At 40.7% G+C, this 15,641-nt stretch carries 12 protein-coding genes; 7 read left to right on the top strand and 5 right to left on the bottom strand.

Annotated features, from left to right (window positions below):
- The first annotated feature begins 77 nt into the window (after positions 1-77).
- The 4 genes from ACMX3D_RS19210 (at position 78) to ACMX3D_RS19195 (ending at position 4,800) form a co-directional block, all read left to right on the top strand.
- Positions 78-902 carry a hypothetical protein gene (locus ACMX3D_RS19210; RefSeq protein WP_482747466.1) on the top strand — a complete coding sequence of 275 codons (825 nt, stop codon included), beginning with the start codon at positions 78-80 and terminating at the stop codon, positions 900-902.
- Positions 903-966: 64 nt separating this feature from the next.
- The gene (recG, locus tag ACMX3D_RS19205) at positions 967-3,441 is read left to right on the top strand and encodes an ATP-dependent DNA helicase RecG (protein ID WP_482747465.1); all 2,475 of its coding nucleotides are present in this window, start codon (positions 967-969) and stop codon (positions 3,439-3,441) included.
- Positions 3,442-3,556: 115 nt separating this feature from the next.
- A complete protein-coding gene (locus tag ACMX3D_RS19200) occupies positions 3,557-4,084 on the top strand; it encodes a DUF192 domain-containing protein (protein WP_482747464.1) in 528 nt (175 codons plus the stop codon).
- A 488-nt stretch (positions 4,085-4,572) separates the two neighbouring features.
- The gene (locus ACMX3D_RS19195; RefSeq protein WP_482747463.1) at positions 4,573-4,800 is read left to right on the top strand and encodes a DUF2949 domain-containing protein; all 228 of its coding nucleotides are present in this window, start codon (positions 4,573-4,575) and stop codon (positions 4,798-4,800) included.
- Positions 4,801-5,007: 207 nt separating this feature from the next.
- On the opposite strand, the gene ACMX3D_RS19190 is transcribed toward ACMX3D_RS19195, so the two are convergent.
- The 3 genes from ACMX3D_RS19190 to ACMX3D_RS19180 all read right to left on the bottom strand — a co-directional run bounded on the left by ACMX3D_RS19190 (position 5,008) and on the right by ACMX3D_RS19180 (position 8,911).
- On the bottom strand, positions 5,008-6,159 hold the full coding sequence (locus ACMX3D_RS19190; protein WP_482747462.1) for a pyridoxal-phosphate-dependent aminotransferase family protein: 1,152 nt from the start codon (positions 6,157-6,159) through the stop codon (positions 5,008-5,010).
- A 493-nt stretch (positions 6,160-6,652) separates the two neighbouring features.
- On the bottom strand, positions 6,653-7,315 hold the full coding sequence (locus ACMX3D_RS19185; protein WP_482747461.1) for a PEP-CTERM sorting domain-containing protein: 663 nt from the start codon (positions 7,313-7,315) through the stop codon (positions 6,653-6,655).
- A gap of 273 nt (positions 7,316-7,588) precedes the next feature.
- Positions 7,589-8,911 carry an ABC transporter substrate-binding protein gene (locus ACMX3D_RS19180; RefSeq protein ID WP_482747460.1) on the bottom strand — a complete coding sequence of 441 codons (1,323 nt, stop codon included), beginning with the start codon at positions 8,909-8,911 and terminating at the stop codon, positions 7,589-7,591.
- Positions 8,912-9,002: 91 nt separating this feature from the next.
- Between ACMX3D_RS19180 and ACMX3D_RS19175 the strand changes: the two genes are divergently transcribed.
- A complete protein-coding gene (locus ACMX3D_RS19175) occupies positions 9,003-9,803 on the top strand; it encodes an FkbM family methyltransferase (protein WP_482747459.1) in 801 nt (266 codons plus the stop codon).
- A 264-nt stretch (positions 9,804-10,067) separates the two neighbouring features.
- On the opposite strand, the gene ACMX3D_RS19170 is transcribed toward ACMX3D_RS19175, so the two are convergent.
- Positions 10,068-10,730 carry a glycosyltransferase family 2 protein gene (locus ACMX3D_RS19170; protein WP_482747458.1) on the bottom strand — a complete coding sequence of 221 codons (663 nt, stop codon included), beginning with the start codon at positions 10,728-10,730 and terminating at the stop codon, positions 10,068-10,070.
- A 209-nt stretch (positions 10,731-10,939) separates the two neighbouring features.
- Here ACMX3D_RS19170 and ACMX3D_RS19165 point away from each other — a divergent pair, with 209 nt between their 5' ends.
- On the top strand, positions 10,940-12,235 hold the full coding sequence (locus ACMX3D_RS19165; protein ID WP_482747457.1) for a chloride channel protein: 1,296 nt from the start codon (positions 10,940-10,942) through the stop codon (positions 12,233-12,235).
- Positions 12,236-12,261: 26 nt separating this feature from the next.
- Here ACMX3D_RS19165 and ACMX3D_RS19160 read toward each other — a convergent pair whose 3' ends face one another.
- The gene (locus tag ACMX3D_RS19160; RefSeq protein WP_482747456.1) at positions 12,262-12,474 is read right to left on the bottom strand and encodes a hypothetical protein; all 213 of its coding nucleotides are present in this window, start codon (positions 12,472-12,474) and stop codon (positions 12,262-12,264) included.
- A 564-nt stretch (positions 12,475-13,038) separates the two neighbouring features.
- Here ACMX3D_RS19160 and gyrA point away from each other — a divergent pair.
- A complete protein-coding gene (gyrA, locus tag ACMX3D_RS19155; RefSeq protein ID WP_482747455.1) occupies positions 13,039-15,621 on the top strand; it encodes a DNA gyrase subunit A in 2,583 nt (860 codons plus the stop codon).
- The last annotated feature ends 20 nt before the right edge of the window (positions 15,622-15,641 follow it).

The following is a 15,641-nucleotide window of genomic DNA, read 5'->3' as shown; positions in this document are numbered from 1 at the left end:
ACCTGTATTTTATTATTAGAAGATAACTGCGTACATTTGTACCAAAAGCAGGTTCAGATGATCAATTAAGAAAAGATATGGCGAGAGCAATTGAGCGAATTGATCGGGATTTGGCAATGCTGGAAGAAGCGATACGTGCGATCGCAGCAGAACTTCAAAGCGCCTATACTATATATCTCACCCTCCTAGGTGAAGCCGTGCGGAAGCAGTTGATTCTGGCAAGTTACCATCTGTGTACTCAGGGTTATCCCGAAAACTTTTTAAAGTTGTCGTTAAATCAACGGCAAAAATTGCAACAAGCCATCCGCAAATTAGGCAAAGAACTATCTGAGCAATTACTCACCTATATCAATGGTGAGACAGTCAGAGAAAATGAGGATGTTGAGGAAAATGAAGGCGATGATGAACAAGAGCTTGTTGTTCAGCCCTCAAAACTTAATACCCCTGACTCTTCTAACCCTGTAGAATTGGCAAAATGGCAAAATAGCTTAGAAGAATTGATGCAACAAGCACTAAAAAAAATCTCCCATGACGTAAATGTGTTGTTGCAACAAGCTGATATCTTGCCCAAAAAAGTCCCAGAACCAATTTTAGAAGCAGCCGCAGCAGCCTCAGAAGCAGCAGCCGAAGTCATGCCAGGGCCGCCAAATCTCTTAAACTTGGTAATTGAAATTGACAATGACCAAGATGAAGATGAATCTAGCTTGACACAGATAATGGCAATTAATCTGCGACTAGGAGAAATCGAATTTGCCGACGCGACACTAGCCTCTAGCCGCAAACAAATTCGTAATATCTTAGTGCAACTCCAAAAACTCGGACGAGAGTATCAAAAAAAGCAACGCGAACGTTCTATTGCTGAAGCCGAAGCTGCTTGGCGCTCAAGTTGGTATGAGGATTAGTCAAAAGTCAAAAGTAAAGACTATTGACATTGACTACTGACAATTGACCATTGACCAATAACAAATGACTAATGACACACCAGATTGGATACGCTTACATAAAGCCTTGGCTGTAGAAGCAGAACATGGCTTTACAGACTTAATGGGCAAACAATACCGCTTTAGTGAATTTCTCAGCTTGACTTTTGGGAAATTTCCAGCGGCTTTACCTGCACTTGAGCGTCGCCGCTGGCAAGAACTTGCGACAAAATTTGCCAGCTATCCCAATTTGGAAGTCAAAGAAAGACAACACTTAATTGCTACAACTCGCAGGTATCTCGACCAACTGCAAAAACAGCAAGAAGACCCAGAGGAACTAGAAAAGCAGGGGAGAATTTATAAATCTAAAGTTCCAAATTCTACTCCTGTTGTTAGTGAAGTAAGTCGGAGACTAGCGCCGAGAATTGACCAAAAGCTCAGCGACTTACCAGAAATAGGCATTCGGAAAGCTGACAAATTAGCAGCCTTGTGTTTGTACACCGTGCGAGATTTGCTGTTTTACTATCCCCGCGACCACATTGACTATGCACGTCAGGTAAGTATCCGTGAATTACAAGCGGGTGAGACAGTCACTATTGTGGCCAGTGTGAAGCGTTGCAATTGCTTTACTAGCCCAAAAAATAACAAATTATCGATTTTAGAACTGGTACTTAAAGATAATACAGGTCAAATTAAAGTTGGTCGCTTTTCTGCGGGTGCGCGGTTTACCAGTCGTGGTTGGCAAGAAAGTATAAAACGCCGCTATCCAGTAGGTAGTGTGGTAGCCGCCTGTGGGTTGGTAAAAGAAAGTAAATACGGCTTGACACTAGATAACCCAGAACTAGAAGTTTTGGCACATCCAGGAGACACTATTGAGTCGCTGACTATTGGGCGGGTAGTGCCAATTTATGCACTTACCGAAGGTGTGATGGCGAATATGGTACGCCAAGCGGTGATAGCGGCTTTACCTGCGACGGCACATCTCAAAGACCCTCTGCCCAAGGGTTTGCGAGAAAAGTATAATTTGATGGAATTGAAAGATGCGATCGCTAATATCCACTTTCCTAGTGATAGCGATACTTTACAATCTGCCCGTCGTCGTCTGGTCTTTGATGAATTTTTCTACCTGCAACTCGGCTTACTCCAACGTCAGCAACAAGCCAAGGCTATTCAAACCAGTGCTGTTCTTGCACCTAAAGGCCAATTAATTGAAAAATTCTACGAAATCTTACCCTTTCAACTAACAGGCGCACAGCAAAGAGTTCTCAACGATATTTTGAATGACTTGCAGAAAACTACACCAATGAATCGTTTGGTACAAGGCGATGTTGGTTCTGGTAAAACTGTTGTGGCTGTGGTAGCAATTTTAGCGGCAATTCAATCTGGTTACCAAGCAGCTTTGATGGCTCCTACAGAAGTATTGGCAGAACAGCATTACCGCAAGTTAGTTAGCTGGTTTAATTTGTTGCATTTACCAGTGGAATTACTCACAGGTTCCACTAGAACTGCCAAACGCCGAGAAATTCACTCGCTACTAGAAACAGGGCAATTACCTTTATTAGTAGGAACTCACGCTTTAATTCAAGACCCGGTAAACTTTCATCGCTTGGGGTTAGTGGTTATAGATGAACAACATCGCTTTGGAGTGAAGCAGCGGGCGCTATTACAGCAAAAAGGCGAACAACCCCATGTATTAACAATGACAGCAACTCCCATTCCTCGGACACTAGCACTGACAATTCACGGGGATTTGGATGTTAGCCAAATTGATGAATTACCACCGGGGCGACAAAAAATTCAAACCACTGCCCTAACTAGCCAGCAACGCAGCCATGCTTACGACCTCATCCGCCGAGAAGTTGCTCAAGGTCGGCAAACTTATGTAGTATTGCCTTTGGTGGAAGAATCAGAGAAATTAGACTTGCGATCGGCAGTAGAAGAGCATCAAAAGTTACAAGAAAGCGTATTTCCCGAATTTCAAGTCGGGTTGCTGCACGGCCGTATGAGTTCAGCCGAGAAAGACGAAGCAATTACTCATTTTCGGGATAACAAAACGCAAATTTTAGTATCTACGACTGTGGTTGAGGTAGGTGTAGACGTTCCTAATGCTACAGTAATGCTCATTGAAAATGCAGAGCGCTTTGGCTTATCGCAACTCCACCAGTTGCGAGGGCGTGTCGGTCGGGGTGCGGCTCAGTCTTATTGTTTGCTGATGAGCAGCTCCAGAAGCCCTGACGCTCAACAACGGCTAAAAGTATTGGAACAATCTCAGGATGGCTTTTTCATCTCAGAAATGGATATGCGTTTTCGTGGCCCTGGGGAAGTGCTGGGAACTCGTCAATCGGGTGTGCCGGATTTTACATTAGCTAGTTTAGTGGAAGATGAAGAAGTATTGCTGCTGGCTCGGCAAGCCGCAGAGAAAGTCATAGAAATAGATGTCACCTTAGAGCGCTGGTATTTGATGAAAGAAGAGTTGAAATATCGTTATGACAGATTAATGGGAGGCGCTATTTTAACTTAACTCAGAAATGATTAACTCATCATTGCCTATAAGACCAAAAAAGATACTCAAAAAAGTGGGCTTTCTGAGGGAAATTCTGTAAAATCGAAATTTAAATAACAAAAAGGCAAATTTTATGATACGTTTGCTAAGTTTACTACCAATAATGCTCAGCCTGTTTCTGATGGGATGTTCTACGCAAACAAACGCTAAACCTCCTGTAGATACAACCAATTCTCAACTTCAAATCCCCGCAGCTACTGGTCAAACACTACCAATTTCGGCTAAAGCAGTTGTTCCTAACGGTACAACAATCGAGTTAGAAGTAGCATTGACTCCAGAACAGCAGGAAAAAGGCTTGATGAATAGACCTGCATTACCAAATAATCGCGGTATGTTATTCAAGTTTCCTTCTGCACAGCCTGTTCGGTTTTGGATGAAGAATGTACCCGTACCTCTGGATATGGTCTTTTTACAAAATGGGGTAGTGAAGTATATCCAAACTGCTGCACCTCCTTGTCCTAATGAGCCTTGTGCGACTTATGGCCCAAACGTGCCAGTTGATACTGTAATTGAACTGCGTGGAGGGCGAGCAGAAGAATTAAAGCTCAAGCCAGGAGATAGTGTCAAAATTAAATTTTTAAACAACAGCAGTTTACGGTGATCAGAACGAAAAGCTTTGTTTAATCAGGGATAGCGGCATATAAACAATATTTTTTTGTGTAAAAAAAATGTTAAGTAGATATGAACCAACATTTTGTCACTAGAGTATCTAATATGATGACAAAAATAGTAAAAAAAACTACTTAAGAGGTAAAATAACAATCTTAAGGTTTCACTGCGAAAAATCATCCTTTTGGCGTAAGTGTAAATAGTCCTTCATAAGAGAGCATAGGCTATGGAATCTTTGTCACTCAATGTGTAATTAAATAAAACACTTAGCCAAATTCAGGATGAAACTAATTTAACTTCCCGGAGGTGCTACTAAAAAACTGAGCAAACCGCTGATTTAAAGGGTGAAATTTCTCATTTATTGAGAAAAATTGTTTTATTTGAGGATTATCAAGCAATATTTTGGGATCTTAATCCGGTAATTGCACAGTCCAAACTGAAATAGTAGCTGCGGACAAAAGAGGAATGGTGAATTCATATATGACCATACACACTAGACAAGGAGGTGAGTTACAAATGTCACCATCAACATATTCACGACTGATTCATTTTTTACAGGAAGATTTGTCAATTTCGGCAGCATCTCTTGCAGTAGCTTTACGTCATCGGGAACAAGATCCTGGGCCTTTGCCGATGATTCTTTGGCAGTATGGGTTGATTACGATGGAACAGTTAGAACAAATTTATGATTGGCTAGAGACTGTTTAAGTATGAATGCTCATTGCAGGAGAATTCAGGTATGTCACGTCCACCCTGCCTTTTCCCAAGGCTGATAGATAGGGAAATTGACTTTTACCAATCCTACTTATTTAAATTCAAGTTGAAAGAGCGAGTTAAAGATAGTGATTACACTCGCTCTTTTGCTTTTAGGTCAATGGTCGTAATCAATAACTATAGACCATTGACCATCGACTTTTAACCATTAAGTACTTTAGCAGCTGCGGCTACACCAGCACCTGGTGTAAAGTTTTCATAGCCAAGTTCTAAAAGCACAACTTCTAAGGATGCTATGCAGCTCAGAATATCGCGATCGCTCACAAAGCCCAAGTGACCAATACGGAAGATTTTATTTTTTAGATGGTCTTGACCACCAGCTAAAGCAATATCAAAACGCTTTTTCATCAACGAGCGAATTTTATCTGCTTCTATATTGGGTGGTGCTACCGCTGTAATTGCTGGACTAGCACAGCTATCTGCGGCAAACAAAGGTAAATTTAATCCTTTAATAGCCGCGCGAGTAGCATTCTTTTGCCGTTCGTGTCGTCCAAAGATTGACTCTAAACCTTCTTCTTTCATCATCCCCAAGGTGGTATGCAGCGCCACGATTAAATTCACCGGGGGAGTGAAAGGTGTGGTATTTTTGGCGGCAGATTTTTTGTATTTACCTAAATCTAAATAATATTTGGGCAATTTAGCTGTTTTGTAAGCTTCCCACGCTTTGGCACTTACAGAAACAAAACCCAAACCTGGGGGAATCATGTAACCTTTTTGCGAACCTGAAGCAACGACATCAAGTCCCCAAGCATCAACAGGTAAATTGAATGCTCCCAAACTAGTTACAGCATCCACAATAATTAAAGCTTCGCCGTGTTCTTTAACGTGGCGGTTAATAGTTTCCAAGTCATTGAGAACACCAGTTGATGTTTCACTGTGGGTGACAATAACAGCTTTGATTTCCTTGGCGGTATCAGCTTGCAGTTTTTCGGCAAACTGCGCTGGATCTAAAGGTTGACCCCATTCCGCAGTGATGGTTTCCACATTTAACCCGTAGGCTTGGCTGACTTCGGCCCAGCGTTCACCAAATTTACCATTACAACCAATTAAAACGCGATCGCCAGGCGAGAGAAAATTAATGATCCCCGCTTCTACTGCACCTGTTCCACTGACATTCAGCATCAACACATCACTTTCGGTTTGGTGCAGCCATTTGAGGTTAGCTGTCACCTCAGCCAAAATGTTACTAAACTCACTGGTACGGTGTCCGATGGGGTGCTTGGCCAAGGCCAGTAAAGCGGCTTCTGGCACCGGTGTCGGGCCAGGAATCATCAGCATCAGCTTATCTTCCATGTCTTTGTCCTAATAGTCAAATAACAGTTAATGGTTTAGGGTATGGTTTATTCTGGAGCAAAATTTATACATATTTATCTATAGGTATAGTTGAGTTTTGCACCAGTATTTTCTGTATTCTCCAAATCCATAAGATTATTGGTCAGCTTGACCTTTACAATTTAGTGAGAATTCTAGATAACCTGAACTTTGGTTTTAGACAATCTCACCAGACGCATCAATACCCACATCTGAAAGTTAAGTAGAGGCTTATCTTTGGCTCATGGCAAGGAGACATCTATTTTTGTTACCCAGTTCGTTGAAGTTTTATAGCGGCGATTATCTAGAATCGCACAAATTGGGGTACAGATACAATTAATTTTTTTCTGAATCTGAGTAATGGTGATCGCACCACTTAATCCCACAAAAAATGAACAGAGAGCAATCAGCGATCGCTCTCTTCTTGCGTTTATCTGACAAAATAGCAAGGAAACTATCAATTAAGGTTATTAGCTCAAACTTTAGACGTTGTTTTTTGTTGCTGCTTTTGCTTACGTCGTAACGCTACACCAAAAGCACCTGCTGTTAATGAGCCTATGATAGTAATAGGTTCGGGTACAGGTTCGCTACCACCAGATCTACCAATAATGAGATCAGATGGAAGAGATTGATCAAGTGTATCTATTACCCCAAATCCTATAGTGTATGTTCCGGCTGTAGTGAATGTGTAAGAAGTTTGAGATGCAGTTTCTCCAAAATTACCCACTAGCTGCACATCAGCCAATTTATAAAGTGAAGACCCAATTGAGTAAAACGAAAAATCATTATACGGTAAGAAATCACCTGCTTGAAACAGCCAATCAAACCTCAAAATATCTCCTGCTTGTGCTGCAATGGTGTTTCTAATAGCAGAACCAATAGTAGTATTTTGGGAGTTAACAGCATCTAAAGATCTATTAGCTAAGCCTAAGAAGGACTCTATAGCCGTGTCAGCCACTCCACCAGAAGAAACTTTTGCTTGCTGATTATTAGAACTGAAGCTAACGTTGCCAATTGACTGCCATCCACTAAAATCTGAGATGGTAATCACTGCTGCTTGAGATGGACTAGCGGCAAAAACAAATGTTGCTCCCGCACTAGCCACTAGTAACTTATTCGTCAAACTCAATTTAGTCATTGTATTTACTCTGGAAAAGATTACAAAATTGATCCCAAATTGATATGAGCTAGTATCGCAAAATAATTGTGTAAAAAAAACTACAGAACAGATTATCATTAACCTGCCGCTGAGATAAAAAGCGATAAAAGTTAACACTAACATGATTGCAAGCAAACCTCGCAATCCTAAATAATTTGCAAACAAATATGTTGCCTATTCTCTGCTTCAAAAAATAGTTTATTCATCCAAGATGATTGCTATATAAATTAATTTGCCAAGGTTGTAAAAACTTTATTTTCCCCAAATTAGTTCTAAACGTTCTTGGGCTTTTTTAAGTGCCTCTTGGGGAGATTCACCCAGCAATGCAGCTTCAATTGCTCGACCTAGACTCTCAGATAGACGACTATATCCAGCTAAAGTAGGTCGAGCGCGTGCTACAACCATTTGATCTAAAAAAACTTTCATCCAAGGTCTTTCGTTAATATATTGCTGATAAGCTTTGCTTTGCGCAGATTTGAAATTAACTGGCAAAAAACCTGTACCAATTGACCATTCTGTTTGAAATTCTTCAGTCAAAACATATTCTAAAAATTTTAGTGCTGCTTTCTCTTTCTCTGGTGTGGTCTTCATCACATAAAAATTGCCTGTACCTGTTACAGTTGCTTGACCAACATCTCTAGGTATGGGAAACACTTGATAATCTATCTGAGACTTGGTGATATAAGTCCAAGGCCCAGTAATTTGCATAGCTACACGTCCCTGAAGAAAAGCATCTTCTTCATAACCTCGTTCTGGAGGAGAAAGAGTTGCTGAACCATCTTTTAACAAGTCTTGCCAAAACTGTAGAGCATGAATTGCTCCAGGGTTATTTAAATTCGGCAACCCATTACTGATAACCTCACCGCCAGCACTAAATAAAAAGGGAAACCAACTAAAAACAGTCCATTCTCCTTTACCCATAGGCAGCAACATACCATACTGTTCGGGTCGTCCATCACCATTGCGGTCTACAGTCAATTGTTTGGCAACTTGCTGCAATTCTTCCCAAGTTGCGGGTGTATTTGTAATACCAGCAGCTTTAAACAGTGTGGGACGGTAAAAAATTCCCATATTACTTGTGTAAAGTGGTACTGACCACAAATGCCCATCTAAAGTTAATTCGTCTATAAGGTTCAGGCTAAGTTCTGACTTGATAGGTAATTTGTCTAGCCAGTCTTCTAAGGTTCTAACTGCATTGAGTTCGACCAACTGGCCAGTAATTTGTGGATAAAAGCAAAGAATATCTGGCGGTACTTTACCGACAACTGCTGTTAAAATTTTCGGTAGTTGTTGACCGAGTTGACCAGCGTAAATAGATTCTACCTGGATATCAACATGAGTCTGATTAAATTTATCAACTAACTTTTGAAATACATCACGATTTACAGGTGGATTAATTCCATGCCATAGTGTTATACGAGTAACTTGGTCATTTTGTGGTAACTGTCCTTGACAACTCGATAAAAAAATCAAGCTGACACTCAAGACCACAAACAAAGTAGCAATTCGCCAGATAGAATCAAAAAACTGGTGAATGATTTTAACTATGGGGAATGAAAAAATAGTAAATTTCATACCTAATTTTCCGTCATATACAGTAGTTTTATCATCTAAAGTACTGATTTAGTTTAAAATATTACGTATTTCCAATTAATATAGGTTTAATATGCATAAAAACTTAATTATAGATGTTGGTGTGCATACAGGAGAAGATACTGAGTTTTACCTCAAAAAAGGATTTCGAGTTATTGGGATTGAGGCGAATCCTAATATTTATAATGACACCAAGCAAAGACTAAATTCATATATAGAAAGTGATCAGTTAATTCTCCTTAATATTGCTGTATCATCTCAAAATCAACCAGTTACTTTTTACGTCAACTTAGACAGAAGTTTTTGGAGTACAACCTCAATTGATTTTGTCCGGCGCAACGAATTGTTTGGGACGCGCTCTACTGAAATAACAGTAGAAGGACGGAGATTTGAAGATATTTTACAAGAGTTTGGCATTCCTTATTATCTAAAAATTGATATTGAAGGTGCAGATATATTATGCTTACAGGCTTTACAAATGTTTGAAAGCAAACCTCAATTTTTATCTATAGAATCTACAAAAACATCATGGAATGATCTGTTAGCAGAATTTGCACTACTAAAAAAACTTGGGTATAGAAAATTCAAGGCTGTCAGCCAATCCGAAGTAACTAAACAAGTATGCCCCTATCCTGCTAAGGAAGGTCAATACATAAAGTATCAGTTTGAATACGGTGCTAGTGGGCTTTTCGGTGAAGAAACGCCAGGAGTTTGGCTATCTGACACTGAGGTAATCAAAGTCTACAAACGTGTTTTTCTCCAATACAAACTGTTGGGAGCTAATGGGATTTTAAACAAATTTTTATTAGGGAAAATACTAGTAGATAAACTTCAACTTAAAGACCCTTGGTATGATACTCATGCTAGTCTTTGATTCTATTTTTATCCGAATTTCAAAAAATAAATTTCTTTCGTAAACTTCAAAGTAAATTTTTAGAATTTTCTCACCCTAAGAGGTTGTTTGAAAAGTCTAGATTAAGACTAGCATCGGCGATTAAAAATCGCGGCTATACAGACAAAACTCACGAAGGTGGGTTTTAAACCCTTGATTTTTCATTAGTCCGCGTAGGCGGACTTTGCTTGTGTAGTAGCGAATTATATTCGCCCAAAACTTTTCTTAGACCGTTCAAACATTCTCTTAACCAGATTGAGAAATTTCTTCTAAAACACTTTTTGTGATACTAGTCTCTGCTCTGGTATAGACATAGGTTTGGAATTGAGGCAATTTTTGAGTTTTAAAGACTTTCTCAGCTCTTTGCCAAAAGTCTGTATCTTCTCCATAAGCAATATTATTAAATCCTTTCAATTCAAAAAATACTTCTCTCTTACCAAAAAAGGTAGGGCCTAATACGCATTCTCGAAGATTAATTGTTTTTCCTGGTTGAAAATAATCTGCTACCCAAACCTCTTCTTCTGTCGCAAATCCACCTTCAACTAAATCAATTTCTGGATGTGCTTGCATATATTGAATTCTGGTTTCTAGATGTTCTGGCAGATATGTATCATCGCTATCCAAAAATGTTATATATCTGCCAAAAGATGCTTGAATTCCAGTATTTTTAGCGTACCAAAGTTTCTTATTTTGATGCTTTAGATAGCGAATGTTCGGAAAATCTTGAATATATTGATTAACAATTTCAAAAGTATTATCTTTACTCCCGTCATCGACTACAACTAGTTCCCAACCTTTAAAAGTTTGAGCAATCACACTATTAATACAATTGTTTAAATATTTCTCACGATTGTATGTACAAAGAATAATTGATATTTCAGGAATTACATCAAAAATTACATTATTCATCATTCAATAACTCAAAAATATATAGTTGCTCAACATTAGTGAGCAGGTATAACGGAATTATTGTACAGGATAGTAGATGCTATGCAAGAAAGCATCTTTGTTTTTGCCAAGATGGTAAGAATCAGGCAGGATAAGTAATAGACAAGTGTCTTCACTGATGCTTTGGAGCAATATTTCAGTACTTTAGGTTTCATCAATAGGACATAACAGTGCCACAAAATCAGCCACCCACTAACAATCAAAGTCAACGTTGGACATTTGCCCAACTTTTCGGACTGGTAAGACGTAATCCGTTAATGATTTCTCGATGGGTGCTGCGTTGGGCTGTTGTGGGGACGGTTAGTGGTCTTTTTGCAGGGTTGTACTGGAATGTTTTAGAACTGTTAACGCACCAGTTACAAAAATTTCAAGGTCTCAGCCTGTTAATTGTGATGCCACTGGCTGGTTTAATTGTTGGGTTAGTGATTCATTTTTTAGGCAATCCTGGCGAAATCGCAGTGATTGTAGATAACATTCATTTTCGCGGTGGTCGCTTGGATGCACGCAAAAATCCTTCAATGCTTCTGGCTTCACTTGTGAGTATTGCTGCTGGTGGTAGTGCTGGCCCAGAAGCACCTCTGGTGCAGGTGACAGGTTCCTTTGGGACTTGGGTAGGCGATCGCCTCAAACTTCAAGGTGAAGATTTGCGATCGATGAGTTTGGCGGCGATGGCGGCTGGCTTTACGGCTTTGTTTGGCGCACCTCTGGGTGGTGCGATGTTTGCCCTAGAAATCCTGCACCATCAGCATATTGTGGAGTATTACGAAGCTTTAATGCCAGCGATTGTTTCTAGTTGTGCTAGTTATCTGGTATTTACTGCGATTACTCATTTAGGAATTGCACCGACTTGGCATTTTCCACAATATCGTCTGGAAAATATCGATGATTTTGCCTTGGCAATTTTGTTTGGGATGATTGGGGCGATCGCTGGATGGATTTTCATGGGGATTTTTCGGAGTTGCGATCATCTGTTTGCTCGCATTTCCGTCCCTATCTATTTACGCACCACACTAGCAGGACTTGGACTTGGTATTCTAGCCGCTTTCTTGCCCCTCACCCGTTATTTTGGCCATGAAGAGTTAGAAACTGTAGTCATAAATAACTTTTCTGGTGTTTTCTTGTTAACACTGGCTTTGGGCAAAATGGCTGCCATTAGCATAACAGTTACAGGCGGATGGCGTGGGGGATTCATTATCCCGTTATTTTTCACTGGTGTATGTATTGGCAAAGCAGTAGTAGTTTTAATTCCCGGAATTAATCCTGCCTTGGCGATGATTTGTACAATGGCGGCGATTAACGCAGCAGTCACACGCACACCTATTAGTACAACTTTGCTGCTATCGAAACTGACTGGTTTCAGTCCTTTTACACCAATTTTGTTTGCTAGTTTAGTAGGATTTTTTCTTGCCCCTAAAGTTCCTTTGATTACTGCTCAACTGAAATCTCAACAAGAAGCTATTCATTAACTAAATAATCACTATCAAGAAATTCTTTATCTCTTGAGATTATTTAAAAACTCTTTTTTGGCTGCCAAATATTTAGTAATTTCTGCGGCATTCAACGGAATAACCTTAGTTGTTGGCCGGATTGGTTGTAATAATGCATTCACGCTACAAGAGAAATTACTAGCTTTTCTATATACGCAACCATAACTTACACCTGGCAAACGAAAATAGCTACCTATTGCTAATTGTTGAAATGTCATCAGTGCCTCAGAATTTCTATTGAATAATTACTATGGAAATCTAAATTTATTGACGTAATTTACTATGGTAAGCCGGATAAATTAAATAAGCCATAACACATATTCATTGCATAATCTTTTTATGGTGTTGTTGACAGTTGACTGTTGATTGTCAAAATCATTAAATATACAAACTTTATGTGAAACGACTTAACAACAGATTTGATCTTTATATTGTTGCTTGATTCTGCTTACCATGCCTATCTTAATCGTTAGCTGAATGTTATTCGCTACCTCTTGCTGATTTAGGCTCAGTCATCATTTGTAGTTAGGCAAATTCACCTGATTTTGGGCAAAATTTAGTGGTTGATTTTTTTTAGCTAAAAATTTATAAGTTATTTCTGATTTACTGCACTCAAAATCGCCAATTGATGAGCTACTTTAGGTTAGCTCTTCGGGCAAAAAAAAACAATACGTGCTAGAATTGTATCAAAATATGTCAATTATTCAAGAGTAATTTGGAATAATTTTACGCTTTACCACCTTTAAAGGCTAAATTCTACGATTTTTGGAGTTTTTTAGGTTATGACAACCTCACAGGAGAGGATTATCCCCACAGATCTGCGGAACGAAATGTCCCGGTCTTATCTGGAATACGCCATGAGTGTGATAGTGGGTCGGGCGCTACCAGATGCCAGGGATGGTCTGAAACCTGTGCATCGCCGTATCCTCTACGCTATGCACGAGCTAGGTTTAACGCACGATCGCCCATTTAGAAAGTGCGCTCGTGTGGTGGGGGAAGTTTTGGGTAAATATCACCCCCACGGAGACACAGCAGTATATGATGCCTTGGTGCGGATGGCGCAGGATTTTTCCATGCGATCGCCCCTAATTAACGGACATGGTAACTTCGGTTCCGTAGATAACGATCCGCCAGCGGCAATGCGATACACAGAATGTCGCTTGCAAGCTTTAACCAGCGCCGCTTTACTCCAAGACATTGAATCAGAAACTGTAGACTTTGCAGATAACTTCGACGGTTCCCAACAAGAACCGACAGTTCTCCCATCACGGGTTCCCCAACTGCTACTCAATGGTTCTTCGGGAATTGCTGTGGGGATGGCTACGAATATTCCGCCCCACAACTTAGGCGAACTGATTGATGGGTTGGTGGCTTTGATTCACAATCCCGAAATCACCGACCTCCAGTTAATGCAGTATATCCACGGCCCAGACTTTCCTACAGGGGCGCAGATTCTTGGCACAGCAGCAATTAAAGAAGCTTACACCACTGGGCGCGGTTCCATTACCATGCGTGGTGTTGCTAATATTGAAACCATCGAACAGCGCGGTCGTCCTGAACGAGAAGCAATTATTGTCACTGAACTGCCTTATCAGACTAATAAAGCGGCATTAATTGAGAAAATCGCTGAATTAGTGAACGAAAAGCGCATAGAAGGCATTGCAGATATCCGTGACGAAAGCGATCGCGACGGGATGCGAATTGTCATCGAACTTAAGCGCGATGCTTATCCCCGCGTAGTTTTGAACAACCTTTACAAGCAAACCCCACTGCAAGCCAACTTTGGGGCGAATATGCTGGCGTTGGTCAACGGCGAACCGCAAATTCTCACCCTCAAGCAGTTTTTAGAAGTCTTCCTCGATTTCCGCATCGAAGCTATCACCAGACGCACCCGCTACGAACTGCGAAAAGCGGAAGAACGCGACCATATTTTGCAAGGGTTATTAATTGCTCTATCACAATTAGATGCAATTATTAACTTAATTCGTCATGCGCCAGATGCACCGACAGCTAAAGGTGAATTGATTACAACCTACGGACTCTCGGAAGTCCAAGCCGATGCGATTTTGCAAATGCAACTACGGCGATTAACTGCCCTAGAAGCAGATAAAATTCGCCTAGAACACGAAGATTTGCAAAGACAGATTGCTGATTTGCAAGATATCTTGGCACGGCGAGAAAGAATTTTAGAAATTATTGAAACCGAAGTTTCGCAAATTAAAACCAACTTTGCCACACCCCGGCGGACAGTTATTACCCACGCCGAAGGCGAAATTGATGAACGTGACTTAATTGCTAACGAAAAAGCAATTATCCTCTTAACAGAGCAAGGTTACATCAAACGGATGCCCGTTAACACCTTTGAAGCCCAAAGCCGCGCTACTAGAGGTAAAGCCGCCGCCAAGGTCAAAGATGATGATACTGTAGAGCATTTCTTAACTTGCTGTGATCATGATAGTGTTTTATTCTTTAGCGATCGCGGCGTAGTTTACTGCCTCAAAGCTTATCAAATCCCTGTGGGTTCCCGTACCAGTCGCGGCACACCCATCGTGCAGATGTTACCCATTCCCAAGGAAGAAAAAATCACCTCGATTGTCCCCGTTGATGAATTCAGCAGTGATGAATATCTGGTGATGCTGACTAAAGGCGGCAATATCAAGAAAACTGAATTAGCTGCTTTTAGTAATATTCGGGCGAATGGTTTAATTGCAATTTCCTTAGAAGAAGGTGATCAACTGCGGTGGGTACGCCGCGCCAGAGTCGAAGACAGTATCATCATTGGTTCTCGTCTGGGTATGGCAATTCACTTTAGATGTACCCACGAACAACTGCGTCCTTTAGGTAGGGCGACACGTGGGGTAAAAGCCATGAAACTCAAAGCTGGCGATGAACTGGTGGGAATGGATATTCTGCCCGCAGCGATTCTAGATACACTCAACACTGACGAACCCGAAATCGAAGATGCAGAAACCGAAGATATGGAGAATCTGGAAGAAACCACAGAAGTACCAGGAAACGGCAGCGTTGGCCCTTGGGTGTTAGTCATCACAATGGGCGGATATGGTAAACGCGTACCCGTCGGCCAATTCCGGTTGCAAAACCGTGCTGGACAAGGTTTAATGGCGACCAAATTCAAGAACCGCAAAACCAAAGACAAACTAGCCACCTTGCAAATCGTCAACAACGATGATGAAATCATGATGGTCACAAATCGCGGTATTATTATCCGGCAGGCTACCAATGCAATTTCGATACAATCGCGATCGGCAACAGGTGTAAGAGTGCAACGCTTGGATGACGATGACGCAATTACCGGAGTTGCCATAGTCCCGCCTGATACTGGTGAAGCTGAAGAGGCAGAATGAAGTTAGAAGTATGAAGTGTG

Source organism: Anabaena sp. TISTR 8404, assembly GCF_056847745.1.
Note: the sequence above shows the minus strand (reverse complement) of the source record. Positions and strands in the feature narration are given on the sequence as shown.

Coding starts and splice junctions, on each gene's coding strand:
- ACMX3D_RS19210 (WP_482747466.1), top strand. CDS start 78: ATGGCGAGAGCAATTGAGCGAATTGATCGGGATTTGGCAATGCTGGAA.
- recG (WP_482747465.1), top strand. CDS start 967: ATGACTAATGACACACCAGATTGGATACGCTTACATAAAGCCTTGGCT.
- ACMX3D_RS19200 (WP_482747464.1), top strand. CDS start 3,557: ATGATACGTTTGCTAAGTTTACTACCAATAATGCTCAGCCTGTTTCTG.
- ACMX3D_RS19195 (WP_482747463.1), top strand. CDS start 4,573: ATGACCATACACACTAGACAAGGAGGTGAGTTACAAATGTCACCATCA.
- ACMX3D_RS19190 (WP_482747462.1), bottom strand. CDS start 6,159: ATGGAAGATAAGCTGATGCTGATGATTCCTGGCCCGACACCGGTGCCA.
- ACMX3D_RS19185 (WP_482747461.1), bottom strand. CDS start 7,315: ATGACTAAATTGAGTTTGACGAATAAGTTACTAGTGGCTAGTGCGGGA.
- ACMX3D_RS19180 (WP_482747460.1), bottom strand. CDS start 8,911: ATGAAATTTACTATTTTTTCATTCCCCATAGTTAAAATCATTCACCAG.
- ACMX3D_RS19175 (WP_482747459.1), top strand. CDS start 9,003: ATGCATAAAAACTTAATTATAGATGTTGGTGTGCATACAGGAGAAGAT.
- ACMX3D_RS19170 (WP_482747458.1), bottom strand. CDS start 10,730: ATGAATAATGTAATTTTTGATGTAATTCCTGAAATATCAATTATTCTT.
- ACMX3D_RS19160 (WP_482747456.1), bottom strand. CDS start 12,474: ATGACATTTCAACAATTAGCAATAGGTAGCTATTTTCGTTTGCCAGGT.
- gyrA (WP_482747455.1), top strand. CDS start 13,039: ATGACAACCTCACAGGAGAGGATTATCCCCACAGATCTGCGGAACGAA.